The 24317-nt window shown below is 60.6% G+C and carries 22 protein-coding genes; 17 read left to right on the forward strand and 5 right to left on the reverse strand.

Going from position 1 to position 24317, the window contains the following annotated elements:
* The first annotated feature begins 82 nt into the window (after positions 1–82).
* The 9 genes from PSH91_RS06355 (at position 83) to PSH91_RS06395 (ending at position 10788) form a co-directional block, all read left to right on the forward strand.
* Positions 83–814: a response regulator gene (locus PSH91_RS06355; protein WP_047228365.1), complete on the forward strand. Its 732-nt coding sequence runs from the start codon at positions 83–85 to the stop codon at positions 812–814.
* Positions 804–2273 carry an ATP-binding protein gene (locus PSH91_RS06360; protein WP_047228364.1) on the forward strand — a complete coding sequence of 490 codons (1470 nt, stop codon included), beginning with the start codon at positions 804–806 and terminating at the stop codon, positions 2271–2273. Before PSH91_RS06355 ends, PSH91_RS06360 begins: the two co-directional genes overlap by 11 nt.
* 244 nt (positions 2274–2517) lie before the next feature.
* Positions 2518–3777, forward strand: a complete 1260-nt coding sequence (locus tag PSH91_RS06365; protein ID WP_305467626.1) for an AGE family epimerase/isomerase — start codon at positions 2518–2520, stop codon at positions 3775–3777.
* Positions 3778–3893: 116 nt separating this feature from the next.
* The gene (locus tag PSH91_RS06370) at positions 3894–5195 is read left to right on the forward strand and encodes an ABC transporter substrate-binding protein (RefSeq protein WP_047228362.1); all 1302 of its coding nucleotides are present in this window, start codon (positions 3894–3896) and stop codon (positions 5193–5195) included.
* A gap of 180 nt (positions 5196–5375) precedes the next feature.
* Positions 5376–6284 (forward strand): carbohydrate ABC transporter permease, encoded by a 909-nt coding sequence (locus PSH91_RS06375; protein ID WP_047228361.1) that lies wholly within the window; start codon positions 5376–5378, stop codon positions 6282–6284.
* On the forward strand, positions 6277–7122 hold the full coding sequence (locus tag PSH91_RS06380; RefSeq protein ID WP_047228360.1) for a carbohydrate ABC transporter permease: 846 nt from the start codon (positions 6277–6279) through the stop codon (positions 7120–7122). Before PSH91_RS06375 ends, PSH91_RS06380 begins: the two co-directional genes overlap by 8 nt.
* A gap of 2 nt (positions 7123–7124) precedes the next feature.
* The gene (locus PSH91_RS06385) at positions 7125–8285 is read left to right on the forward strand and encodes an ABC transporter ATP-binding protein (protein ID WP_047228359.1); all 1161 of its coding nucleotides are present in this window, start codon (positions 7125–7127) and stop codon (positions 8283–8285) included.
* 144 nt (positions 8286–8429) lie between these two features.
* On the forward strand, positions 8430–9776 hold the full coding sequence (locus PSH91_RS06390; RefSeq protein ID WP_047228358.1) for a carbohydrate porin: 1347 nt from the start codon (positions 8430–8432) through the stop codon (positions 9774–9776).
* A gap of 157 nt (positions 9777–9933) precedes the next feature.
* Positions 9934–10788, forward strand: coding sequence for a D-hexose-6-phosphate mutarotase (locus tag PSH91_RS06395; RefSeq protein ID WP_047228357.1), 855 nt, complete (start codon positions 9934–9936; stop codon positions 10786–10788).
* Positions 10789–10922: 134 nt separating this feature from the next.
* Here PSH91_RS06395 and PSH91_RS06400 read toward each other — a convergent pair whose 3' ends face one another.
* Positions 10923–11783: a MurR/RpiR family transcriptional regulator gene (locus PSH91_RS06400; RefSeq protein ID WP_171061416.1), complete on the reverse strand. Its 861-nt coding sequence runs from the start codon at positions 11781–11783 to the stop codon at positions 10923–10925.
* A 196-nt stretch (positions 11784–11979) separates the two neighbouring features.
* Between PSH91_RS06400 and zwf the strand changes: the two genes are divergently transcribed.
* From zwf to PSH91_RS06415, 3 genes are read left to right on the forward strand one after another with little or no spacing between them, the layout of a single operon-like run.
* Positions 11980–13449: a glucose-6-phosphate dehydrogenase gene (zwf, locus tag PSH91_RS06405; protein WP_047228356.1), complete on the forward strand. Its 1470-nt coding sequence runs from the start codon at positions 11980–11982 to the stop codon at positions 13447–13449.
* Positions 13436–14149, forward strand: coding sequence for a 6-phosphogluconolactonase (gene pgl, locus PSH91_RS06410; protein ID WP_305467628.1), 714 nt, complete (start codon positions 13436–13438; stop codon positions 14147–14149). The genes zwf and pgl overlap by 14 nt, the downstream gene beginning before the upstream one ends.
* A gap of 17 nt (positions 14150–14166) precedes the next feature.
* On the forward strand, positions 14167–14832 hold the full coding sequence (locus tag PSH91_RS06415; protein WP_047228354.1) for a bifunctional 4-hydroxy-2-oxoglutarate aldolase/2-dehydro-3-deoxy-phosphogluconate aldolase: 666 nt from the start codon (positions 14167–14169) through the stop codon (positions 14830–14832).
* Between the two features lie 242 nt (positions 14833–15074).
* Here the strand turns inward: PSH91_RS06415 and PSH91_RS06420 are convergent, their stop codons facing one another.
* Together PSH91_RS06420 and PSH91_RS06425 are read right to left on the reverse strand one after the other, a co-directional pair.
* Positions 15075–16262: an aminotransferase class V-fold PLP-dependent enzyme gene (locus PSH91_RS06420; RefSeq protein WP_305467630.1), complete on the reverse strand. Its 1188-nt coding sequence runs from the start codon at positions 16260–16262 to the stop codon at positions 15075–15077.
* A gap of 12 nt (positions 16263–16274) precedes the next feature.
* Complete coding sequence (locus tag PSH91_RS06425; RefSeq protein WP_047228352.1) at positions 16275–16511, reverse strand: DUF3820 family protein; 237 nt, start codon at positions 16509–16511, stop codon at positions 16275–16277.
* A 205-nt stretch (positions 16512–16716) separates the two neighbouring features.
* Between PSH91_RS06425 and PSH91_RS06430 the strand changes: the two genes are divergently transcribed.
* The 4 genes from PSH91_RS06430 to PSH91_RS06445 all read left to right on the forward strand — a co-directional run bounded on the left by PSH91_RS06430 (position 16717) and on the right by PSH91_RS06445 (position 20408).
* Positions 16717–17181, forward strand: coding sequence for a PA2169 family four-helix-bundle protein (locus tag PSH91_RS06430; RefSeq protein ID WP_047228351.1), 465 nt, complete (start codon positions 16717–16719; stop codon positions 17179–17181).
* A 159-nt stretch (positions 17182–17340) separates the two neighbouring features.
* Entirely contained in the window at positions 17341–19341 is a 2001-nt protein-coding gene (locus PSH91_RS06435) for an FUSC family protein (RefSeq protein ID WP_305467632.1), read from the forward strand.
* Positions 19328–19534, forward strand: a complete 207-nt coding sequence (locus PSH91_RS06440) for a DUF1656 domain-containing protein (RefSeq protein ID WP_047228349.1) — start codon at positions 19328–19330, stop codon at positions 19532–19534. Before PSH91_RS06435 ends, PSH91_RS06440 begins: the two co-directional genes overlap by 14 nt.
* 10 nt (positions 19535–19544) lie before the next feature.
* A complete protein-coding gene (locus PSH91_RS06445) occupies positions 19545–20408 on the forward strand; it encodes an HlyD family secretion protein (RefSeq protein ID WP_076386044.1) in 864 nt (287 codons plus the stop codon).
* 154 nt (positions 20409–20562) lie between these two features.
* On the opposite strand, the gene PSH91_RS06450 is transcribed toward PSH91_RS06445, so the two are convergent.
* Positions 20563–21033: a MaoC family dehydratase gene (locus PSH91_RS06450; protein ID WP_003184579.1), complete on the reverse strand. Its 471-nt coding sequence runs from the start codon at positions 21031–21033 to the stop codon at positions 20563–20565.
* Between the two features lie 40 nt (positions 21034–21073).
* The gene (locus PSH91_RS06455; RefSeq protein ID WP_076386042.1) at positions 21074–22018 is read right to left on the reverse strand and encodes an alpha/beta hydrolase; all 945 of its coding nucleotides are present in this window, start codon (positions 22016–22018) and stop codon (positions 21074–21076) included.
* A 245-nt stretch (positions 22019–22263) separates the two neighbouring features.
* On the opposite strand from PSH91_RS06455, the gene fadD2 reads away from it, so the two are divergent.
* The gene (gene fadD2 / locus PSH91_RS06460; RefSeq protein WP_047228346.1) at positions 22264–23952 is read left to right on the forward strand and encodes a long-chain-fatty-acid--CoA ligase FadD2; all 1689 of its coding nucleotides are present in this window, start codon (positions 22264–22266) and stop codon (positions 23950–23952) included.
* Positions 23953–24317: the final 365 nt, after the last annotated feature.

The raw sequence follows: 24317 nt of genomic DNA on the forward strand, positions 1-24317 counted from the left end.
GCTCCCACAAGGTTTTGCAGTGTTTGTAGATTCCGTCCTTCAGGCATAATCCGCCCAACCCAAACAACAAGGACGAGGCCCCGTGAGTTCAGTGAACAAATCGATTTTGTTGGTCGACGACGACCAGGAGATTCGCGAACTGCTGGACACTTACCTCAGTCGCGCGGGTTTTCAGGTACGTACTACCCCTGATGGCGCCGGGTTTCGCCAGGCACTTAACGAAGCAGCCAGCGATCTGGTGATCCTCGACGTGATGTTGCCCGACGAGGACGGCTTCAGCCTTTGCCGCTGGGTTCGCCAGCACCCGCGCCAGGCCCACGTACCAATCATCATGCTCACGGCCAGTTCCGACGAGGCCGACCGGGTTATCGGCCTTGAGCTGGGGGCCGATGATTACCTGGGCAAACCTTTCAGTCCGCGTGAACTCCAGGCGCGCATCAAGGCGCTGTTGCGTCGTGCGCAGTTTGGCCAGGAACGCTCCGGCGGCGAAGTGTTGGCCTTCGACGAGTGGCGGCTGGACATGGTCAGTCATCGACTGTTCCACACCGACGGCGAAGAAGTGATCCTCTCCGGCGCCGATTTCGCCTTGCTCAAGCTGTTTCTTGACCATCCCCAGGAAATCCTCGACCGCGACACCATTGGCAACGCCACTCGCGGTCGGGAGTTGATGCCCCTGGACCGAATCGTCGACATGGCGGTCAGTCGTCTGCGCCAGCGCCTGCGTGACACCGACAAGCCACCACGGTTGATCCGCACGGTGCGCGGCAGTGGTTATCAACTGGCGGCCAGTGTGATTGCCAGCAATGGTCATTGATTGGATCAAGAAAATAGCCCGCCGGGTGCCGGTGCCGCGTTCGTTGCTTGGAAGAATGCTGCTGCTGACCCTGCTGGTGGTGCTGTTCGCCCAGACCCTGTCCAGTCTGATCTGGGTCTCGCAACTGCGCGCCACCCAGCTCGAAGGCCTGGTCACCAGCGCCCGTAGCCTGGCTCATTCGATGACCGCCAGTGTCAGCTATCTGCGCTCGTTGCCGGTGGCTTACCGGCCATTGGTGCTGGATCAATTGCGCAGCATGGGCGGCACGCGGTTTGTCGTCACGCTCAACGACAAACCCCTGGGCATGGACGTGCTGCCGGTTACGCCGCGCAAGTTGGCGGTGCTCAAGGCGGTGGATGACGTACTGCGAAAATCCCTGGGCAACAGCGCCGACATCTCGGTGAAGTTTGTCAGCCCCGAAGACCTGCGGATTTTCAATGGCGGCCTGAAGCTTGATGAATTGCCGCGCTCCTGGGCCCACTACGCCTTGACCCTGGAACCGGTGAACCCGCCGGTGCTGGTTACGCAAATCCAGATGGCGCCGGGCGAATGGCTGTACATCGCTTCGCTGCTCCCAGAGCCCTACACCAGCCTTGAAGAGCAGAGCCTGCCGACGCAGCAGGTCGGTTTCATCGTGCTGACCAGCAGCCTGTTGTTGCTGTTCATCGGTTTGCTGGTGCATTGGCAGAGCCGGCCCCTCAAACGCCTGGCCCGCGCGGCACGCGACATGTCCCTGGGCGCCGAAGTGGAACCGGTAGCTGAAGGCGGCGGCAGCGAAGTGGTGGAAGTGGGCAGGGCATTCAATGCCATGCGTGAACGCATCAGCCGTTACCTGACCGAACGCAGCCAATTGTTCAGCGCGATTTCCCATGACTTGCGCACGCCGATCACGCGGCTGCGCTTGCGGGTCGAACTGCTGGAGGACGAAAACCTGCAGGCCAAGTTCGGCCGCGACCTGGACGAGCTGGAGTTATTGGTCAAAGGTGCGTTGCAATGCGTCAAGGACACCGACATTCACGAAAACATCGAGCCGGTGGACCTCAACCATGTGCTCGATTGCCTGGTCGAGCCGTACCTGGCGCCCAATGGCAATGGTCGGGTGACCCAGGATGGCCGCGCGTTGGCGCCGTATCCTGGCAAGCCACTGGCCCTCAAGCGCTGCATCGGTAACCTGATCGACAATGCGCTGAAGTACGGGCAAAACGCCCATTTGCACATCGATGACGATGACACCGCGTTCATCCTGCACGTCGACGACGAGGGGCCAGGTGTGCCGGAGCAACGTCTGGAGCAAGTCTTCGAACCGCACTTTCGCCTGGCCGGGCAGCAGCAGGGCTATGGCCTGGGCCTGGGCATCGCCCGCAACATCGCCCATAGCCATGGCGGCGAAGTCAGCCTGCAGAACCTGCGCGAGGGTGGGTTGCGGGTGACATTGCAGTTGCCTCGCAGTGTGGATTAGTCGGACCGCGTTCTCGTTGATCGCGAGCAGGCTCGCTCCCACAGGGCTCGGTGGTGACCACAAAAATTGTTTATTCCCTGGCGCCAATGTGGGAGCGAGCCTGCTCGCGATGATGCCGTCAGCTTCAGCACATCGCTCAAGTGAATGTCACAAGTCGGTGACATAACTCGCCCCTTTCGTTACCTGCCACCCGCCATCCCTTGTTTAGACTCCCTGCGTCAAAACAACAAAAAAAGGTACTCCCATGGACACCTTCCAACCGGCCTTCAGCAGTTGGCTGAATGCGCCTGCCCACCAGCAATGGCTTGCCGCCGAAGGCTTGCGTCTGCTGGCGTTCGCCAAGGCCTCGAAGCTGCCGGACGGCTTTGGCAACCTGGACGAGCAGGGTCGCCTGCCGGACGATGCCCGGGCTGAAACCATGAACACTGCACGCATGACCCATAGCTTCGCCATGGCCCATATCCAGGGGCTGCCGGGGTTCTCCGAGCTGGTGGACCACGGTGTCCAGGCCCTCAGCGGCCCTCTGCGGGACGCCGAGCACGGCGGCTGGTTCGCCACGGCGCAACCCCATGAGAACGACACCGGCAAGGCCGCCTACCTGCACGCATTTGTCGCCTTGGCGGCCAGTTCCGCAGTGGTGGCCCAACGTCCTGGCGCCCAGGCGTTGCTGGATGAAGCCGTGCGGGTGATCGATACGCACTTCTGGAGCGAAGAGGAGGGCGCCCTGCGCGAGTCCTTCAACCGCGACTGGAGCGACGAAGAAGCCTATCGCGGCGCCAACAGCAACATGCACGCCACCGAAGCCTTCCTGGCCCTGGCCGATGCCACGGACGAGCCCCGCTGGCTGGTCCGCGCGCTGCGTATCGTTGAGCGGGTAATCCACGGCCACGCCGCCGCCAATGACTACCTGGTGGTGGAGCATTTCGATCGTCACTGGCAGCCGCTGCGCGAGTACAACCACGACAACCCCGCCGACGGTTTTCGCCCTTACGGCACCACGCCCGGCCATGGTTTCGAATGGGCGCGGCTGCTGTTGCACCTTGAGGCTGCACGGGTGCAGATTGGCATGTTGACCCCGGGCTGGCTGGCCCAGGATGCGCAGAAACTTTTTGACCAGAATTGCCGCCACGGTTGGGAGGTCGACGGCGCCCCAGGCTTTGTCTACACCCTGGACTGGGACAATCGCGCGGTAGTTCGCCATCGCCTGCATTGGGTGCATGCCGAAGCAGCGGCCGCCGCCAGTGCCTTGCTCAAACGCACCGACGAGGCGCAATACGAAGCCTGGTACCGGCGGTTCTGGGAGTTCTGTGACAAACATTTCATCGACCGTTGCAACGGCAGCTGGTACCACGAGCTCGATCCGCAAAACCGCCCCAGCGCCGACATCTGGCCGGGCAAGCCGGACCTGTATCACGCCTGGCAGGCCGTGCTGATCCCGCGTTTGCCCCTCGCCCCCAGCATGGCGACGGCGTTGGCGAAACTCTCCAGTCCCGCGCCTGTGTAACCATGCCGTGACATTTACGCGTCCCTTCGTTACCTGCGAAGGGATTTCCCCTGTTTAGAATCCATGCAGCGCAAGCACCAGACTTGCATGCATAACAACAAGAAAGGTACTTCTAGATGAATGCGATTTCTCGCCTCGCTACTGTCATTTCTCTTGCTTCCCTGCTTCCCGTCGCAGCATTCCCTGTCAGTGCCCTTGCCGCCGAATCCAAAGGCAGCGTGGAAGTCGTTCACTGGTGGACGTCCGGTGGCGAAAAAGCCGCGGTCGATGTGCTCAAGGCCCAGGTAGAGAAAGACGGCTTTACCTGGAAGGATGGCGCTGTTGCCGGTGGTGGCGGCTCAACTGCCATGACCGTGCTCAAGAGTCGTGCCGTGGCCGGTAACCCACCGGGTGTGGCCCAGATCAAAGGCCCGGACATCCAGGAGTGGGCGTCTACCGGACTGCTCGACACCGACGTCCTGAAAGACGTTGCCAAAGAAGAGAAGTGGGACAGCCTGCTCGACAAGAAAGTCTCCGATACCGTGAAGTACGAAGGTGACTACGTTGCCGTGCCGGTGAACATCCACCGCGTCAACTGGCTGTGGATCAACCCGGAAGTCTTCAAGAAAGCCGGCATCACCAAAAACCCCACCACCCTCGAAGAATTCTACGCCGCCGGCGACAAGCTCAAGGCAGCAGGCTTCATTGCGCTGGCCCACGGCGGCCAGCCTTGGCAGGACAGCACGGTGTTCGAAGCCGTGGTGCTCTCGGTCATGGGTGTCGATGGCTACAAGAAAGCCCTGGTCGATCTGGACAACAAAGCCCTGACCGGTCCGGACATGGTCAAGGCGTTGACCGAGCTCAAGAAAGTCGCGACCTACATGGACGTGGACGGCAAGGGGCAGGACTGGAACCTGGAAGCGGCCAAGGTCATCAACGGCAAGGCCGGCATGCAGATCATGGGTGACTGGGCCAAGAGCGAATGGACCGCTGCGAAGAAAGTCGCCGGCAAGGACTACGAGTGCGTAGCTTTCCCGGGGACCGACAAGGCCTTCACCTACAACATCGACTCCCTGGCGGTGTTCAAGCAGAAAGACGAAGGCACCGCGGCCGGTCAGAAGGACATCGCCAAGGTCGTGCTGGGTGAGAACTTCCAGAAAGTCTTCAGCATCAACAAGGGTTCGATCCCGGTGCGCAACGACATGCTGGCCGACATGGCCAAGTACGGTTTCGATTCCTGCGCCCAGACCGCTGCCAAGGACTTCCTGGCGGACGCCAAGTCCGGCGGCCTGCAGCCGAGCATGGCGCACAACATGGCGACCACGTTGGCAGTACAGGGCGCGTTCTTTGACGTGGTGACCAACTTCATCAACGACCCGAAAGCCGACCCAGCCGACGCCGCCAAGAAACTTGGCGCAGCGGTCCAGTCTGCCAAGTAACCGTTAGCACCGCGACCCCCTGTGGGAGCGAGCCTGTGGGAGCAAAGCTTGCTCGCGATGAACGATAACGCGGTCATTCGAAAGACCGTAGCGCTTTCATCGCGAGCAAGCTCAGCTCCCACACAAGCCCGCTCCCACAAGGGATGCGAGTAGTCTTTTTCTCAAGTACTGGATCTTCCCATGAGTTCTGTTGCTGTGTTCAGCAAGGCCTCGCCGTTCGATGCATTGCAGCGCTGGCTCCCAAAACTGGTGCTGGCGCCGAGCATGTTCATCGTTCTGGTGGGCTTCTACGGTTATATCTTGTGGACGTTTGTTCTGTCGTTCACCACCTCGACCTTTCTGCCGAACTACAAGTGGGCGGGCCTGGCGCAATACGCGCGGCTGTGGGACAACGACCGCTGGTGGGTGGCGAGCAAGAACCTGGCGCTCTTTGGCGGCATGTTCATCGGCATCACCCTGGTGATCGGCGTGCTGCTGGCGGTGTTTCTTGACCAGCGCATTCGTCGTGAAGGTTTCATCCGCACCATTTACCTGTACCCGATGGCGCTCTCGATGATCGTCACCGGTACGGCCTGGAAGTGGTTGCTCAACCCGGGCATGGGCCTGGACAAATTGTTGCGTGACTGGGGCTGGGAAGGTTTTCGCCTGGACTGGCTGATCGACCCGGACCGTGTGGTGTATTGCCTGGTGATCGCCGCAGTGTGGCAGGCCTCGGGTTTCATCATGGCGATGTTCCTGGCCGGCCTGCGTGGGGTGGATCAATCGATCATCCGGGCTGCGCAGATCGATGGCGCGAGCATGCCGCGCATCTACTGGAAAGTGGTGCTGCCGAGCCTGCGTCCGGTGTTCTTCAGCGCCGTAATGATCCTGGCGCACATCGCGATCAAGAGCTTTGACCTGGTGGCGGCGATGACAGCCGGCGGCCCGGGTTACTCCTCTGACCTGCCTGCCATGTTCATGTACTCCTTCACATTCAGTCGCGGCCAGATGGGCATGGGCTCGGCCAGTGCGATTCTGATGCTCGGTGCGATTCTCGCAATCATCGTGCCTTACCTGTACTCCGAGCTGAGGACCAAGCGTCATGACTAGTCTCGCTGCCAAACCTTCCATCAGCCTGAGTCGCATCGCGATCTACGCGGTACTGATCCTTGCCGTATTGCTTTACCTGGTGCCGCTGGTAGTCATGCTGTTGACCAGCTTCAAGACCCCGGAAGACATCAGCACCGGCAACCTGCTGAGCTGGCCGACCGTGGTCACCGGCATCGGCTGGGTCAAGGCCTGGGCCACGGTTGACGGGTATTTCTGGAACTCGATCAAGATCACCGTCCCGGCGGTGCTGATCTCCACCGCGATCGGTGCATTGAACGGCTACGTGTTGTCGATGTGGCGCTTTCGCGGTTCGCAGTTGTTCTTCGGCCTGTTGTTGTTCGGGTGCTTCCTGCCGTTCCAGACCGTCCTGCTGCCGGCTTCGTTCACGCTCGGCAAGATGGGCCTGGCCAGTACCACCACGGGGCTGGTGTTCATACATGTGGTCTACGGCCTGGCGTTCACCACGCTGTTTTTCCGTAACTACTACGTGAGCATTCCCGATGCGCTGGTGAAAGCGGCGCGACTGGACGGTGCGGGTTTCTTCACCATCTTCCGGCGGATCATCCTGCCGATGTCCACCCCGATCATCATGGTCTGCCTGATCTGGCAGTTCACCCAGATCTGGAACGACTTCCTGTTCGGCGTGGTGTTCTCCAGCGGCGATTCGCAGCCCATCACGGTGGCGCTGAACAACTTGGTCAACACCAGTACCGGGGCCAAGGAATACAACGTTGATATGGCGGCGGCGATGATCGCCGGGCTGCCGACCCTGCTGGTCTATGTAGTGGCAGGCAAGTATTTCGTGCGCGGTCTGACGGCCGGCGCAGTCAAGGGGTAATCATGGCAACGCTCGAACTTCGCAATGTAAACAAGACCTATGGTGCCGGCCTGCCGGACACCCTGAAGAACATCGAGTTGTCGATCAAGGACGGTGAGTTCCTGATCCTCGTCGGCCCTTCGGGCTGCGGCAAGTCGACGCTGATGAACTGCATCGCCGGCCTTGAAACCATTACCGGCGGCGCGATCATGATCGGTGACCAGGATGTCAGCGGCATGAGTCCGAAGGATCGCGACATCGCCATGGTGTTCCAGTCCTACGCGCTGTACCCGACCATGAGCGTGCGGGAGAACATCGAGTTCGGTCTGAAGATTCGCAAGATGAGCCAGCCGGCCATCGACGAAGAAGTCACCCGCGTGGCCAAGCTGTTGCAGATCGAACACCTGCTCAACCGCAAGCCCGGCCAGCTTTCCGGCGGCCAGCAACAGCGCGTGGCCATGGGCCGGGCGCTGGCGCGGCGGCCGAAGATCTACCTGTTCGACGAACCGCTGTCCAACCTCGACGCCAAGCTGCGGGTCGAGATGCGCACTGAAATGAAACTGATGCACCAGCGCCTGAAGACCACCACGGTCTACGTCACCCACGACCAGATCGAAGCCATGACCCTGGGCGACAAAGTGGCGGTGATGAAGGACGGCATCATCCAGCAGTTCGGCACGCCGAAAGACATCTACACCAACCCGGCCAACCTGTTCGTGGCGAGCTTCATCGGTTCGCCACCGATGAACTTCATCCCCCTGCGCCTGCAACGCAAGGACGGCCGTCTGCTGGCCTTGCTCGACAGCGGCCAGGCTCGTTGTGAGCTGCCGATGGGCATGCAGGATGCGGGTCTGGAAGACCGTGAAGTGATCCTCGGCCTGCGCCCGGAACAGATCATGCTGGCGGGCAACGAGCCCAATGGTTTGCCGACCATTCGCGCCGAAGTCCAGGTCACCGAACCTACCGGACCGGACACGCTGGTGTTCGTCAACCTGAACGACACCAAGGTCTGCTGCCGCCTGGCGCCGGACGTGGCGCCGCAGGTGGGGGAGACCCTGACGCTGCAATTCGATCCTTCGAAAGTGCTGCTGTTCGACGCCAAGTCCGGCGAACGCCTGGGCGTGGCCGGCCAAGTGCAGACAGATGCCCGGACCGCAAACGTAGCGCAGTTCAAAGGCCGATGAAGAACAAATGGGGGAGGGGGCTTTGCTCCCAAACAAGCTCTCTCCCACAAGGGAGTATGCGGTGAGTGGGGGACCATTCGCCGCAATCGTTGTAAACCGCGTTAGATAAAAACAGTTAATAACAATAAAGACGAGGATGTAGGGATGAAGAAGAACAACAACGCCCGGCGTGTCTGCCAATTGTCCGCTGTTGCGGCGATGATGCTGGCCGGTAGTGCGCACGCGGCCGAGGCTTTCAGCGCCGATTCGCAGTGGATGACGGGCGACTGGGGTGGCGAGCGGACCAGGCTGATCGAGCAAGGTATCGATATCAAGGCTGATTTCGTCGGTGAGATGGGGGCCAATCTCGACGGCGGTTACAACGATGACAAGACTGCGCGTTGGTCCCAGCAGTTTGGCTTGGGTGTAGCCCTCGACCTGGAGAAACTGGCAGGTTGGGGTGATACCACGGCCAAGATTCAATTCACTCGCCGTGACGGTCGCAACATCTCCAACGACCGTATCGGTGATCCACGTGCCGGCACCCTCAGCTCTTCCCAGGAAGTCTGGGGCCGTGGGCAAACCACCCGTCTGACGCAGTTGTGGATCAAGCAGCAGTATTTCGACAGTAAGCTGGATGTCAAAGCCGGTTATTACGGGGTCGGTGAAGATTTCAACAGTTTCCCGTGCGAGTTCCAGAACCTGGCGTTCTGCGGTTCGCAAGCGGGTAACTGGGCAACCGGCATCTGGTACAACTGGCCGATCATGCAGGCGGCGATTCGCGTCAAGTACAACCTCACGCCCGAACTCTATGCGCAGATCGGTGCTTACAACCAGAACCCTTCGCAGCTGGAAAACGGAAACCGCTACAAGCTCAGCGGCAGTGGCACCAAGGGCACGCTCATTCCGGTCGAGTTGGTCTGGTCGCCCAAGCTCAATGGCCTGCCAGGCGAATACCGTGTCGGTTACTACAAAAGTACGGCCAAGGCTGACGACGTGCGCGAAGACGACAATGGCCAGGATGCCGCGACAACCGGTAACGCCTACCGCAGCCACAGCAGCAAGGATGGCTACTGGTTCGTGGTGCAGCAACAGCTCACCACCCACAACGGTGATGCATCGCGCGGTCTGAACATTGCGGCCAACGCCACCTTCCATGACAAGGAAACCAACGTCGTCGACAACTACCAGTCGCTGATGTTCGTGTACAAGGGGCCGTTCAATGCGCGTCCTAAAGATGACGTCGGGATTGGTTTCTCCCGCATCCATGTCAACGAAGATGTGAAGAAAAACGCCGAGCTGGTCAACGCGGCCAATGGTGTCAGCGACTACGACGATCCGTTGTTCTCGCCGTTGCGTGGCACCGAATACAACTACGAAATCAACTATGGTTTCCACGTGACCAACTGGCTGACCGTACGCCCTAACCTGCAATACATCACTCATCCGGGTGGTGTGAATGAAGTCGACGACGCGCTGGTCGCCGGTCTGAAAATTCAGTCGGTGTTCTAACGCTGTTGCGATAAGCTCCTCTCTATGTGCGCATATTTGCGGATGGCCAAGGCTGTCCGCTTTTTTTTGTGAGGCCTACAGGCCTGCGGGGATAAATCCCCTCGCCACAAAAAGCTGTCGCATCAATCCAGTTCAATGATTTCCAGGACCGCAGCTCATGCATGAGCATCCGCTACAACGCTTTTTCAGATCCTTGCGCGAGCGCCCGGTGTTTGCGTGGGAGCGCTATCAGCAACGTGATGTGTTGGTGATCGATCATCCTCTGTGCCAGGCGGTGTTCAGTCGCCAGGGCGCGCAGCTGTTGCACTTTCAGCCGCGGGGGCAGAAACCCTGGTTGTGGTGTGCGGCCAAGTGGCCACAAGTCGGTGCGATCCGCGGCGGTGTGCCGGTGTGCTGGCCGTGGTATGGCCGTCATCCCAGCGAAAACGCCTGGCCGTCCCATGGCTGGGCACGGTTGATCGACTGGAAACTGCTCGACAGCCGCAGCGATGAAGACGGTGTGCACCTGCACTGGCAGCTCCAGTTGTGCGACTGGCAGGTCGATCTGTACGCCGATCTGGGCGAACGCATGGAATTACGCTTGAGCACCGAGCATCAAGACAGCCTGCCGTGCCAATTGAGCCAGGCTCTGCACGCCTATTGGCGTATTGGTGACGTGGGTGAGATAGCGCTGTCTGGGCTTGAAGGCGCGCTGGGCTACGACCAGTTGAACCGTGCAGCCTGCCAGCAGGAAGGCGATTTGCGGGTCGAGGGCGGTTGTCAGCGGGTGTTCCAGCACGAGGGTGAACTGCAGCTCAAGGACCACGCCTGGCAGCGTGAGCTGTGCATCGACACCGGAGCCAGCGCCGATACCGTGGTGTGGCATCCCGGTGCCCGGCCTTTGCTGGGGGTGAGTTGGGATGAGGTGTCGGAGTTCGTCTGCGTCGAAGCGGCCAGCGGTGGCACTGACAGCCTCTGCCTGGCGCCGGGGGAGCGGGCGCATTTGAGTTTGCAGGCGCGGGTGGGGGCTTGATCAAGGGGGGCAGCTGTTGGCCCCATCGCGAGCAGGCTCGCTCCCACAGTGGATCTTCATTGACCGCAGATCCATTGTGGGAGCGAGCCTGCTCGCGATGACGGCCTGTCAGGCGCTCAATTACCCAAGCCAGTTCAGTTGAACTCATCCCCCACCGGATACCGGCTGGCATTGAGGCTTTCCTTGATCTTGCGCAGATGCGGCTGGAAGTCCACACCGCGGCGCAAGGTCATGCCGGTGGCGAGCACGTCCAGCACAGTGAGCTGGATGATCCGCGAGGTCATCGGCATGTAGATGTCGGTGTCTTCGGGCAGCGGGATGTTCAGGCTCAGGGTGCTGGCCTTGGCCAGGGGCGAGCCTTCGGCGGTCAGCCCCAGTACCGACGCGCCGTTCTCCCGGGCGATGCGTGCGACTTCCACCAGCTCGCGGGTACGGCCGGTGTAGGAAATGATCACGAACAGCTCGCCCGTGTGGGCCACTGACGCGATCATCCGCTGCATCAGCACATCGGCGTGGGCGGTCACCGCCAGGTTGAAGCGGAAGAATTTGTGCTGGGCATCCAGCGCCACCGGTGCCGAGGCACCGAGGCCGAAGAAGTGAATCTGCCGGGCCTGGATCAGCAGATCCACGGCACGACTGATCAAATTGGGATCAAGGGCCTGGCAGGCGCTGTCCAATGAGGCAATGGCACTGCCAAAGATTTTCCGGGTGTAGGCTTCCGGGTTGTCATCGGCCTCCACTGCGCGACTGACGTAAGCGGCGCCGCTGGCCAGGCTTTGGGCCAGTTGCAGCTTGAGTTCCGGGTAGCCGCTGACGCCGAATGAGCGGCAGAAGCGGTTGACGGTCGGTTCGCTGACCGAAGCGGCCTGGGCGAGGGCGGCGATGCTGAAGCGGGTGGCCTGCTGTGGGTTGAGCAGGATCACTTCGGCCACTTTGCGTTCTGCCTTGTTCAGGTCTTCAAGGCGACTCTGGATCTGTTCCAGTAAATTTCGCACGCGGTCCATACAAGATTCCTAGAAAGACGGGTCTTTGATACGACCCTTTGCGGTGGCCTATCCTACTGATGGCTCCGGTGTACCACCACTCGGAATCGGTATTTTCGAAAAATGTTGTGGTTATTACTACATTTTTCCTTGAGTGATGCCTTGAAAAAAGGTATTTGTAGCTTAACTTGATAAAAGAACAAACATCATGCATTCGATTACGGTTGAACCGTGCACCTTCGCCTTGTTCGGCGCGTTGGGCGACCTGGCCTTGCGCAAGCTGTTTCCTGCCCTTTATCAGCTCGATGGCGCGGACCTGTTGCACGAGGACACGCGGATCATTGCCCTGGCCCGGGAGCCGGGTAGCGAACAGCAACACCTGGCGTTCATCGCCGCGGAGTTGCGCCGCTACGTGGGCGACAAGGATCTGAACGAGACCGTGGTTGAACGCTTCCTGGGGCGACTGACGTATCTGCACGTGGATTTCCTCAAGGCCGAGGACTATGTCGCCCTGGCCGAGCAGGCCGGTTCAGCCCAGCAGGTCATTGCCTATTTTGCCACCCCAGCGGCGGTGTATGGAGCGATCTGCGAGAACCTGGCGAAGGTCGGTTTGTGCGAAAACACCCGCGTCGTGCTGGAAAAACCCATCGGCTCGGACCTGGAATCGTCGCGCAAGGTCAACGACGCCGTGGCGCAGTTCTTCCCGGAAAACCGCACCTATCGCATCGACCACTACCTGGGTAAAGAGACGGTCCAGAACCTGATCGCCCTGCGGTTCGCCAACAGCCTGTTCGAAACCCAGTGGAACCAGAATTACATTTCCCATGTGGAAATCACCGTCGCCGAGAAGGTCGGCATCGAAGGCCGCTGGGGCTATTTCGACAAAGCCGGCCAACTGCGCGACATGATCCAGAATCACCTGTTGCAGTTGCTCTGCCTGATTGCCATGGACCCGCCGGCCGACCTGTCCGCCGACAGCATCCGTGACGAGAAGGTCAAAGTGCTCAAGGCCCTGGCCCCCATCAGCCCGGAAGGCCTGACCACTCAGGTGGTGCGCGGCCAGTACATCGCCGGCCACAGCGAGGGCAAGTCGGTGCCGGGTTACCTGGAAGAGCCCAACTCCAACACCCAGAGCGATACCGAAACCTTCGTGGCCCTGCGCGCCGACATTCGCAACTGGCGCTGGGCCGGGGTTCCGTTTTACCTGCGCACCGGCAAGCGTATGCCGCAGAAACTGTCGCAGATCGTCATTCACTTCAAGGAACCGTCCCACTACATCTTCGCCCCCGAGCAGCGCTTGCAGATCAGCAACAAACTGATCATCCGCCTGCAGCCGGACGAAGGGATTTCCTTGCGAGTGATGACCAAGGAGCAAGGCCTGGACAAGGGCATGCAATTGCGCAGTGGTCCGTTGCAACTCAACTTTTCCGACACCTATCGCAGCGCGCGGATTCCCGATGCCTACGAGCGGTTGTTGCTGGAAGTCATGAACGGCAATCAGAACCTGTTTGTCCGTAAAGATGAAATTGAAGCCGCGTGGACGTGGTGTGACCAGTTGATTGCCGGATGGAAGAAATCCGGCGATGCGCCCAAGCCGTATGCGGCCGGGTCCTGGGGGCCAATGAGCTCCATTGCACTGATCACGCGGGACGGGAGGTCATGGTATGGCGATATCTGAAGTGAAACTGCCGCAGGGTGTCAGCGCCCACGAATTCAAAACCCCGGTGCTGCTGGCCGAGGGCTTGGCGTTGAAGGTGGCCGAGCAATTACGCGAGGCCATCGAGGCGCACGGCACGGCGACCCTGGTGGTCTCCGGTGGTCGCAGCCCCGTGGCGTTTTTCCAGAGCCTGGCCAAACAGGCGCTGGACTGGTCGAGCGTGGTGGTGAGCCTGGCCGATGAGCGCTGGGTGCCGGTTGAGCACGCTGACAGCAACGCCGGTCTGCTCAAGCGTTACCTGCTCCAAGGTGCGGCGGCGAAGGCCCAGTTCCTGAGCCTCTACAGCGCCAGCGCCGACCTGGAAGCCGCAGCCGAGCAGGCCGATCGTTTGCTGGCCGAGCTGCCGCCCATCGACGTACTGATATTGGGCATGGGCGATGACGGGCACACCGCGTCGCTGTTCCCCGACAGTCCGAACCTGGCTCAAGCCTTGGATGCCAATGGTGCTCGCCGCTGCTGGCCGATGCTGGCGCCCACCGTGCCGCACCAGCGCCTGACCATGAGTCGCGCTTTGCTGGCCTCGGCGAAACACAAAGTGCTGTCGATTTCCGGTCAGTCGAAATTGACCACCCTGAACGTTGCGGTGGCCGGTGACAATGTCGCCGAAATGCCGATCCGCGCGTTTTTGCAACCTACGTTAGAGATTTACTGGTGCCCATGAACCAAGGATCAGCCGCTATGACAAACCCATCCCCGACCGTTTCCATGGCGGACAAAGTTACCCTGATCGACAGCCTCTGCGCCAAGGCGCGGATTCTGCCGGTGATCACCATCGCCCGTGAGCAGGACATCCTGCCGCTGGCCGATGCCCTGGCCGCCGGCGGCCTGACGGCGCTGGAAGTGACCTTGCGTTCCCAATACGGCCTCAAGGCCATCCAGGTGCTGCGCGAGCAACGTCCGGAACTGGTGACCGGGGCCGGTACGGTGCTGGACCGCCATATGCTGGCCGCTGCCGAGGCTGCCGGTTCGCAGTTCATCGTCACCCCAGGCATCACCCGTGATCTGCTGGAAGCCAGCGTCGACAGCCCGATCCCGTTGCTGCCGGGCATCAGCAACGCCTCCGGCATCATGGAAGGCTACGGCCTGGGTTATCGCCGCTTCAAACTGTTCCCGGCGGAAGTCAGCGGCGGTGTCGCGGCTATCAAGGCCCTGGGCGGCCCGTTCGGCGAAGTGAAATTCTGCCCGACCGGCGGCGTAAGCCCGGCCAATATCAAGAGCTACATGGCGTTGAAAAACGTGATGTGCGTGGGCGGTAGCTGGATGCTTGATCCTGAGTGGATCAAGAACGGCGACTGGGCCCGCATCCAGGAGTGCACCGCCGAGGCGCTGGCGCTGCTGGACTGATTGTCTTACCGAACCTTCGTTGGGTGTTCTACGGTTTTACGGTGCGCTTGGTCGGCGCGCCGTTTTTTTTTGCCTGGGTTTTATCGTACCGCGCTGGATGAACGCTGGATTTGTGGCGAGGGGATTTATCCCCGCTGGGGCGCGCAGCGGCCCCGAAACCGACATCTCGGTGCGTCAGATAAGTTAAGTCCTCCTTGCTGGGCTGCTGCGCCGCCCTGCGGGGATAAATCCCCTCGCCACAACTACATTCGGCTCAGGTTAATCAGCGCCGCAGTCAACCGCTCGATATCCTTCGCCAAGGTGATCAACCCTGGGGTAATGCGAATACACGGCCCGACACTGGTGTTGCGCACCACGGTGAAGATCCCGTAGTCATTGAGCAGTCGATCGGCCATCGCCTGTTGATCGGGCTGGGCGGTGAAGCGCATCGACGTGATGCCACAGTACAGGCGCGGATCGTCCGGCGTCATGATTTCGATCCCCGGTACATCACGCACGGCGTTCACCCACAGGTCGCGCAGATAACTGAGCCGCACGCCCTTGGCCGATGCGCCACCCAATGAGCGGTGCTCCTCCAGGACCAAGGGCAGGGTGAGCAAAGCCGGGATATTGGGCGTGCTGTGGGGCGTTCGCGAGCGCACGTCTGCGGCTGGATAATGATCTTCGTCCATGTCCGGGTCGATGTCGGCCAGCCGTTGCGGTGCGATGTATAAAAAGCCCAGGGCCAGCGGCCCGCCGATCCACTTCTGCAGGTTGAACCCGGCGAATTCGATACCGAGCTTCTTCAGATCGAAATCGATCTGGCCCAGGGCGTGGGCACCGTCGAGAATGATATCGACGCCAAACTCACGGGCGGTTTCGGCAATGGCCTGGACCGGCATCACCAGCCCAGTGAGGTGGTTGACGTAGGTCAGCGCCATCAGCTTGAGGCGCGGGTAACGAATGAACGCTTGGCGATAAGTGCCCACCAGGCTTTCGAAACTGGCGGGGTGCGGGTGGACGAGTTCAATCACCTCTACGCCACGCTGCCGGGCCAGCCAGCGCATTGCGCTTTTGACCGACGCGTATTCCAGATCACAGATCAGCACCTGATCGCCAGGCTTGAGACCGTTGTAGTTGCGAATCAGCGTTTGCAGGGCGTCGCCGGCACTGTTGGCCAGCGCTACGCTAGCGGGGGACGCGTGGATCAGTTGCGCCACTTGCTGGCGAATCGCTTCGCCATGGTCCCGGTCGAAATGCTGGCGCACGTACACCGAGTTACCGCGATTGACGAACTCAATATTGCGTTGGTACTCCTCGACCACGGTCCGGGACATGCGGCCGAAGTAGCCGTTTTCCAGATTGAGCGGCCCATTGGGGTCGACATCGTAGCGACCCACAAAAGTTTCCCAGAAAGCTTCATCGTGGGCGCGCAGGGTGTTCTCGGGCATGGCGTGGCTCAATCAATGTTGGGGCTTGGGTTTGCCGTGTTTGGCACGCAGGGGGTCAAGCAGATCCGACAGACCGTTGTGGTCGATCTCCTGCATCAGCGCCAGCAAACCGCCCAGTTCCCCGTGAGGAAAACCCTCGCGAGCGAACCAGTTCAGGTACTGCCCGGGCAGGTCGGCCAGGATTCGGCCTTTGTATTTGCCGAAGGGCATCTGGCGTGTCACCAGCAGTTCGAGCTTTTCCGGGTTCATGGCAGGGGTCTTGATTCAGTCAGCCTGGAAAATACAGGCATTCTGCATGCAGGCCAAATGACAGATCATGCAAAGAACACGGATACAGTTATCGAGCGATTGATTAACTTATTGATTTTTAATGTTTTTATTTGTGATTGCGGCTGGCACGACCGATGCAATATTCCTTGTAGGTTTTTTATTCACCAAGCAAAGGAATTGAAAAATGACCGACATCAACAAAGAATCCATCTCCGTCCTGAACGACCTGATCGAGACCAGCAAAGATGGTCAGGAAGGTTTCAAGACTTGCGCTGAAGACATCAAGCATCCACAACTCAAGGATTTGTTCGTCCAGCGCGCCGCAGACTGCGCTGCCGCCGCGGCTGAGCTGCAAGCTGCCGTACGGGCCCTGGGTGGCGATCCGGAAACTTCCACCAGCGTTGCCGGTGATATGCATCGCCGTTGGGTGGACGTGAAATCCATGTTCACTGGCAAGGACGAAGAAGCAGTGCTCAACGAAGCCGAGCGCGGTGAAGACCATGCCCTTAAGGCTTACAAAGAAGCCATGGAGAAAATCAGCAAGCACAACCTGGTTGGTATTCGCGATCTGGTTGAGCGTCAGTACCATGGTGTGCAGCGCAACCATGACCAGGTAAAAGCCCTGCGTAACCAGGCGCGCGCCAGCTAAACACGCGCGCTTTACAAAAAACGCCAGCCTGTCTGGCGTTTTTTTATGCCGATCATGTAACGGTGGCTCTGGACTCAAATAGATAGCCAGCTAATAATTGCGCCCTCCATCACCCTTTATTGCATCTATCGTTACTGCGTCCTCATAAGAGTTTTTCGCGTGCCCATTACTTTCCAGGCCCTGTTCGCTCCCGACCGCCTCGCTGTGCAATTCGCCATCAAGACCGTGCTTGGTGGCGGCTTGGCGCTTTGGCTGGCCTTGCGCTGGGGCCTGGAGCAGCCTTCATGGGCGTTGATGACCGCGATCATCGTGGCGCAACCGCTGTCCGGGATGGTGGTGCAGAAAGGCTTGGCGCGATTGGTCGGCACACTGGTAGGCACCGTCATGTCGGTGGTGTTCATGGGGCTGTTTGCTCAGGCACCCTGGTTGTTCCTACTGGCGCTGGCCGTGTGGCTGGGCTTGTGCACGGCTTGCTCCACACTGCTGCGCAGCGCCTGGTCCTATTCGTTCGTGCTGGCCGGGTACACAGTGGCAATCATTGCCTTGCCGGCCATTTCCCATCCGCTGGGGGTGTTCGATCAGGCCGTGGCGCGCTGTACGGAGATCAGTCTGGGCATTGTCTGCGCCACGGCGGCCAGCGCGTTGCTCTGGCCGTTGCGGGTCGAGCGGCAATTGGCCGATCAGGCCCGTGTCGCCTGGCAGAGCGGCATGCAGGCGGCCCGTGCCACCCTGAGGGGCGACGCCCAGGCCCGTAAAGGACTGCTGGAAATCCTCGGCAAGATCGTCGCCGTGGACGCCCAGCGTGAACACGCCTGGTTCGAAGGCAGCCTGGGTCGGCAACGGGCTCGGGCCATCAGCGCTCTGAGCCAGAAACTGTTGATGCTGCTGCGCATCTCCCGCTCGGTTCGGCGGCAATGGAAACAACTCGATCCTGAGGAAGCCGAGGCCCTCAAGCCGTGGATGAGCGAGGTGCAACAAGCCCTCGACGCCGACAGCGCGACCCTGCAAGCCTTGCGACCACGGGTGCTGGATGCATCCCACGATCCACTGATCAGCCCGGCGCAAAGTTATTGCCTGGCCCGCTTCGCCTTGTTGCTCGATACCGCCCTGGCTGCCTGCGCAGCCTTGAAGGCGGTGCAAGAGGGCAGGGAGGCGGTGGATCCGCCTCGCACCCTGGCGCCCCATCGTGACCTGCCCCTGGCCATGGTCTTTGGTGCGCGTAGCGCCCTGGCGTTTCTGGCGGTCGCCTGTTTCTGGCTGGCGACTGCCTGGCCCGCCGCCTCAGGCGCGCTGGTGCTCACCTGCGTGGTGTGCAGTCTGTTCGCCAGTCGCGAAAACGGCGCGCAGATCGGCATGAGTTTTCTTCGGGGAATTCTGTTGGCGGTGCCGACGGCGTTTGTCATCGGTGAGATTTTGCTGCCGCAGTGGAGCAGTTTTGCGATGTTGTGCATGGCCATGGGCGTGCCGCTGTTCCTGGGAGCGCTGGGTATGGCCAAGCCGCAGATTTTCGCCACGGCCACCTCGTTCTGTCTGCATTTCGTGGTGCTGATATCGCCGCTCAACGCCATGAAATATGACGTGGCGGCGTTCTTCAACAATGCTCAAGCGATGATGATCGGTGTGGGTGCGGCGGTGTTGGCCTTCAACCTGCTGATTCTGCGCGATCCGGCCTGGCATAGCCGGCGCCTGCTGGCCGCCACGCTGGATGATCTGGTGCGGTTGACGCGCCGTAGCCTGCGGGGCGCCGAGAGCTGGTTCGGCGGACGCATGGCTGATCGGCTGTTGCAACTGGCGCGGCATTATCCCGAACTGCCGGTGCCGGCGCGTAGCCGTTGGGATGACGGATTGCTTGGCCTGGACATGGGTGACGAGTTGCTGCACCTGCGTTTGAGTCTGGCCGTCGCCCAAATGCCCGACAACCGGGCCCAGCGCCGTTACTTCGATGCGCTGGAGCAGGTGCTTGAGCGCGGTCCGGCAGTTGATCAGGCCGAAGCACTCGGCCCGGCGAGCGACGAGTTCCTGAAGGTGTTGTCGACGCAACCGCCCGGCGATGCGCTGAAACTGGCCCAGGGCGCGGTGGTGCAATTGCAGAACAGCTGGCGCGCCTGGTGCCGTCAGCACGAACCTGAACAACGGGAGCACAGCCATGGGCTTGCGTGAGTGGTCGATAGGCGGGGTTTTGCTCAGCCCGTTCTTGATTTATGTGGTGCTGGCCTTGCTGGTGACCGGTGGGCTTCGCCTGTTGCTCAGCCTCGTGCCGGCCGGGCGCTGGATCTGGCATGAAGCCTTGTTCGACTGCGCCCTGTATGTCTGTGTCCTGACTGTTATTACCGTGGTCCTCGGACCGCTATAAGGAGTTGAACATGCGTACTTCCGTACGTGTTGCCGTCACGCTGAGCGTGGTGGCCGTGGCGATCTTCGCCGGGTTTCATCTGTGGCAGTACTACATGCTCACGCCCTGGACCCGGGATGCGCGGATTCGCGCCGACGTGGTGGTGATCGCCCCCGACGTGTCGGGTTGGGTGCGCGAGCTCAAGGCGGTGGACAACCAGCAGGTCAAGGCCGGCGATTTATTGCTGAGCATCGACCGCGAACGTTTCGAGGCCGCGCTGGAGAAAGCCCGGGCGGTGGTCCAGACCCGGCAGCAGCAACTGAGTTTGCGTGAACACGAAGCCAGTCGACGCGCCGCTCTGGGGCCCCAGGCTATCAGCGCCGAGTTGCGGGAAAACGCCCAGATCAACGCCGGCATCGCCCGGGGCGAACTGCGCGAGGCCCAGGCCGAGGCCAAGGTCGCCGAACTCAACCTGGCCCGCAGCCAGGTCCTGGCCCCACGGGGCGGCCATATCACCAACCTGCGCCTGGCCGAGGGCAACTACGTGAATGCCGGGCAACCGGTCATGGCGCTGATCGACGATTCAACGTTTTATGTGCAGGCCTATTTCGAAGAAACCAAACTGCCCAGGATCCGCGTGGGCGATCCGGTCAAGGTCTGGTTGATGAGCGCCGGTCATGCCCTGCAAGGCCACGTCGAAAGCATCAGCCGCGGCATTACCGACCGCAATACCAATCCCGATGCGCAGTTGCTGGCGGAGGTCGAGCCGACCTTCAATTGGGTGCGCCTGGCCCAGCGGATTCCGGTGCGGATCAAGCTGGACAAGGTGCCTGAAGGGGTAAACCTGAGCGCGGGGATGACGGCGAGCGTGCAGGTGCGTGAAGACTTGCAATAACTTTGTGGCGAGGGGATTTATCCCCGCTGGGGCGCGAAGCGGCCCCAATATCTCAAGACCTCTGAGGTGTGTCTGCCCGAGCGCAGGGGGCTGCTTCGCAGCCCAGCGGGGATAAATCCCCTCGCCACAGGTCATTCACTTTAGATAGTGGTAATCAGCCGACAGTAATCGCCGGCAGCGTCGGCAAGGTCACGGTCTGCTGCTTGCGTGGCGCGAGGATTTCCGCTTCGCCGTCCACCACCAGCTCATCGCGCTGATTGAACACGCGAGTGGCAATGCGTACGCGAAATTTCGGCAGTTTCTCAAGGATCTCCAAGCGCACGGTCAGGGTGTCGCCAATCTTCACCGGCTTCTGGAAGCTCATCTGCTGGCCGATATAGATGGTGCCCGGCCCAGGCAGCTCGCAGGCCACCGCCGCGCTGATCAGTGCACCGCTGAACATGCCATGGGCGATGCGCTCCTTGAACATGCTCGCCGCAGCGAATTCGGCATCCAGGTGCACCGGGTTGTGATCGCCCGACATGGCGGCGAACAGCTGGATGTCGCGCTCTTCGACGGTCTTGCTGTAGCTGGCGGTCTGACCGACTTCGAGGGCTTCGTAGGGGATGTTGGTAACCTGGGTCATCTATCAAATCCTGTGACGAGTAAAGGAAAACGCTGCAAACCTATTCGCTGCGTGGCGGTCGCTTGTGACTCAGGGCCTGGGCAATCCAGGCCAGCACGTCGGCCGTCACTTCATCGCGGTTGGTTTCATTGAACAGTTCGTGCCGGGCTTGCGGGTAAATCGTCAATTGCAAGTGCTGGCTGCCGGCGCCGCGCAGGGCGTCGGCCAGATCCTTGAGACGTTTGCCTTCACTCACCGGATCACATTCACCGCCGATCACCAGCAGGGGCAGGCCCGGATCGATCTGGGCGAGATTGGACGCTTTGCTGATCTGCTGCAACCCGCCGAGCAGGTCGACCCACAACTGATTGGTGCAACGAAAGCCGCACAGCGGGTCGAGGCGGTACTTGTCGACCTCGGCCGGGTCGCGGCTGAGCCAGTCGAAGGGGGTACGCGTGGGTTTGAATTTTTTATTGAAACTGCCGAAGGACAGCCACTCGATCAGGGCGCTGCGGCCCTTTGGGCCCTGGCGCTTGCGCTCGAAACAGGCGATCAGGCGCGCGGCACGATAGAGCGCCACGGGCTGGAAATTCGAGCCGCTGAGAATCGCCCCGTGCAGACTGGCGCTGTGATGTAACAGGTAACCCTGGGCGATGTAGCTGCCCATGCTGTGACCCAGCAACACGATGGGAACATCGGGGTGTTGCTGGCCGATGTGTTGATTGAGGCTGGCCAGGTCGCCGACCACCTTGGCCCAGCCATCCTCGTCGGCAAAATGGCCGAGCGTCGCTGCTTCGCCGGTTTTGCCATGGCCGCGCAGGTCCGGCGCGTAGACACCGTAGCCTGCATCGCACAGCGCCCGGGCCAGACGCGCGTAGCGGCCGCTGTGTTCGGCCATGCCGTGGGCCAGCATGATCACCGCTTCAGGGGCGGTTTCAGGCAGCCACTGATTGACGAACAGGCGGGTGTGGTCGGTGGCGGTGAGCATGAACGTTTGGTGGATCATGGTCATTCCTTTACTCACGGGCATACACAAGGGCAAACACAGCGTCGCTGCATTGTATAGCGCATCCGTTGCGTCTCGCCTGATCAAGTCACGTTACGTTAGTCGTGGCAGGTAGATTCACACAATCTATGAAGCAGGTTGCCATATTTGCCTGATTGGCCATAGCTGCTAGTGTCCCAAGAGCACCGCCTGTGCAAGAGCCACAGAAGCGGCCCGGACACGTTCAGGTAAAGAGGATAAAAACAATGCAGCCTGATTTCTGGAATGACAAACGCCCGGCCGGCGTGCCCCTGGACATTGACGTGGGGGCCTACAAATCGGTGATCGAGGTGTTCGAGCGTTCCTGCAAGAAATTCGCCGACCGTCCGGCGTTCAGCAACATGGGGGTTACCCTGACCTATGCCGAACTCGAGCGCTACAGCGCTGCCTTCGCCGGTTACCTGCAAGCCCATACCGACCTGGCGCCTGGCGATCGTATCGCGGTGCAGATGCCCAATGTCCTGCAATACCCCATCGCCGTGTTCGGTGCCTTGCGCGCCGGGCTGATCGTGGTCAACACCAACCCGTTGTACACCCCGCGGGAAATGCGCCACCAGTTCAAGGACTCCGGCGCCCGGGCACTGGTGTACATGAACCTGTTCGGACAGAAAGTCCAGGAGGTGCTGCCTGACACCGATCTGCAGTATCTCATCGAGGCGAAGATGGGCGACCTGATGCCCACTGCCAAGGGCTGGCTGGTCAATACGCTGGTGAGCAAGGTCAAGAAGATGGTCCCTGACTATTCGCTGCCCCAGGCCGTTTCCTTCAAGAGCACGTTGCGCCTGGGGCGGGGCCATGGCATCAAACCGCTGAAAGTCAGCCTCGAGGACATCGCGGTGCTGCAATACACCGGCGGCACCACCGGCCTTGCCAAGGGGGCGATGCTGACCCATGGCAACCTGGTAGCGAACATGCAGCAGGCCCGGGCATGCCTGGGCCAGTTCGGCGACGACGGCCAACCGTTGCTGCGCGAAGGCCAGGAGGTGATGATCGCGCCGCTGCCGCTGTACCACATCTATGCCTTCACGGCGAATTGCATGTGCATGATGGTCACCGGTAACCACAACGTGCTGATCACCAACCCGCGGGACATCGGTGGCTTTATCAAGGAGCTGAAGAACTGGCGTTTTTCGGCGCTGCTGGGGCTCAACACGCTGTTCGTGGCGTTGATGGACCATCCGGATTTCAAGACCCTGGATTTCTCCAGCCTCAAGCTCACCAACTCCGGTGGCACTGCGCTGGTCAAGGCCACGGCCGAGCGTTGGGAACAGCTCACCGGCTGCCGTATCACCGAAGGCTATGGCCTGACCGAAACCTCGCCGGTGGCCTGCACCAACCCCTACGGCACCAAGTCCCGGCTGGGCACGGTGGGGCTGCCGGTGCCGGGCACGCTCATGAAAGTGGTCAGCGACGACGGCGCCGAACAGCCACTGGGCGAGCGCGGTGAGTTGTGCATCAAGGGCCCGCAAATCATGAAAGGCTACTGGAACAAACCCGAAGCCACCGCCGAGGTGCTGGACAGCGAAGGCTGGTTCAAATCCGGTGACATCGCGGTGATCGACCCGGACGGTTTCGTGCGCATCGTCGATCGCAAGAAAGACATGATCATCGTCTCGGGTTTCAACGTATACCCCAACGAAATCGAAGACGTGGTAATGGCCCATCCGAAAGTTGCCAACTGCGCGGTGATCGGTGTGCCGGACGAACGTTCGGGGGAGGCGGTGAAACTGTTCGTGGTGCCACGCGAAACGGGCGTCAGCCTTGAGGAGCTCAAGGCTTACTGCAAGGAGAACTTCACCGGCTACAAGATACCCAAGCACATCGTGCTGCGAGAGTCGTTGCCGATGACGCCAGTGGGCAAGATATTGCGGCGGGAGTTGCGGGATATCGCCTGAGGCCGGCCATCCTTTGGAATAAACCCTGTGGGAGCGAGCCTGCTCGCGATGGCGGTGTATCAGTGACAGAGATGTCGACTGAGGCGCCGCCATCGCGAGCAGGCTCGCTCCCACGGTTTTTATGTATTCGCAGTGATTAACCAGTGCTTAGTATTTTTACTCTAAAAATGACCACTGCATATTCTTGAGTCATATTTATGACTATAGGGGCCACTTTTGGCTCTAGGCGACCCTTGGCAAAGCTGCTACTCTCGGCGCGCTTTTGTGACTTCTCGGCGTTGAATTAGGCCAGATTCACCAATAAACACACACCAATAATAATCGCATCAAATGCGGTGAGAATTCGCGTTGCTGAGGAGTGGGCT

The organism is Pseudomonas sp. FP1154, from assembly GCF_030687245.1.
Classification (GTDB): domain Bacteria; phylum Pseudomonadota; class Gammaproteobacteria; order Pseudomonadales; family Pseudomonadaceae; genus Aquipseudomonas; species Aquipseudomonas rhizophila.

Excerpts from the sequence above, each read along its gene's own strand:
- fadD2 (WP_047228346.1), top strand. The coding sequence starts at position 22,264 with ATGCAGCCTGATTTCTGGAATGACAAACGCCCGGCCGGCGTGCCCCTG.
- PSH91_RS06385 (WP_047228359.1), top strand. The coding sequence starts at position 7,125 with ATGGCAACGCTCGAACTTCGCAATGTAAACAAGACCTATGGTGCCGGC.
- PSH91_RS06360 (WP_047228364.1), top strand. The coding sequence starts at position 804 with ATGGTCATTGATTGGATCAAGAAAATAGCCCGCCGGGTGCCGGTGCCG.
- PSH91_RS06425 (WP_047228352.1), bottom strand. The coding sequence starts at position 16,511 with ATGAACCCGGAAAAGCTCGAACTGCTGGTGACACGCCAGATGCCCTTC.
- PSH91_RS06445 (WP_076386044.1), top strand. The coding sequence starts at position 19,545 with ATGCGTACTTCCGTACGTGTTGCCGTCACGCTGAGCGTGGTGGCCGTG.
- PSH91_RS06420 (WP_305467630.1), bottom strand. The coding sequence starts at position 16,262 with ATGCCCGAGAACACCCTGCGCGCCCACGATGAAGCTTTCTGGGAAACT.
- PSH91_RS06375 (WP_047228361.1), top strand. The coding sequence starts at position 5,376 with ATGAGTTCTGTTGCTGTGTTCAGCAAGGCCTCGCCGTTCGATGCATTG.
- PSH91_RS06415 (WP_047228354.1), top strand. The coding sequence starts at position 14,167 with ATGACAAACCCATCCCCGACCGTTTCCATGGCGGACAAAGTTACCCTG.
- PSH91_RS06390 (WP_047228358.1), top strand. The coding sequence starts at position 8,430 with ATGAAGAAGAACAACAACGCCCGGCGTGTCTGCCAATTGTCCGCTGTT.
- PSH91_RS06395 (WP_047228357.1), top strand. The coding sequence starts at position 9,934 with ATGCATGAGCATCCGCTACAACGCTTTTTCAGATCCTTGCGCGAGCGC.
- PSH91_RS06430 (WP_047228351.1), top strand. The coding sequence starts at position 16,717 with ATGACCGACATCAACAAAGAATCCATCTCCGTCCTGAACGACCTGATC.
- pgl (WP_305467628.1), top strand. The coding sequence starts at position 13,436 with ATGGCGATATCTGAAGTGAAACTGCCGCAGGGTGTCAGCGCCCACGAA.
- PSH91_RS06380 (WP_047228360.1), top strand. The coding sequence starts at position 6,277 with ATGACTAGTCTCGCTGCCAAACCTTCCATCAGCCTGAGTCGCATCGCG.
- PSH91_RS06370 (WP_047228362.1), top strand. The coding sequence starts at position 3,894 with ATGAATGCGATTTCTCGCCTCGCTACTGTCATTTCTCTTGCTTCCCTG.
- zwf (WP_047228356.1), top strand. The coding sequence starts at position 11,980 with ATGCATTCGATTACGGTTGAACCGTGCACCTTCGCCTTGTTCGGCGCG.
- PSH91_RS06455 (WP_076386042.1), bottom strand. The coding sequence starts at position 22,018 with ATGATCCACCAAACGTTCATGCTCACCGCCACCGACCACACCCGCCTG.
- PSH91_RS06365 (WP_305467626.1), top strand. The coding sequence starts at position 2,518 with ATGGACACCTTCCAACCGGCCTTCAGCAGTTGGCTGAATGCGCCTGCC.
- PSH91_RS06450 (WP_003184579.1), bottom strand. The coding sequence starts at position 21,033 with ATGACCCAGGTTACCAACATCCCCTACGAAGCCCTCGAAGTCGGTCAG.
- PSH91_RS06440 (WP_047228349.1), top strand. The coding sequence starts at position 19,328 with ATGGGCTTGCGTGAGTGGTCGATAGGCGGGGTTTTGCTCAGCCCGTTC.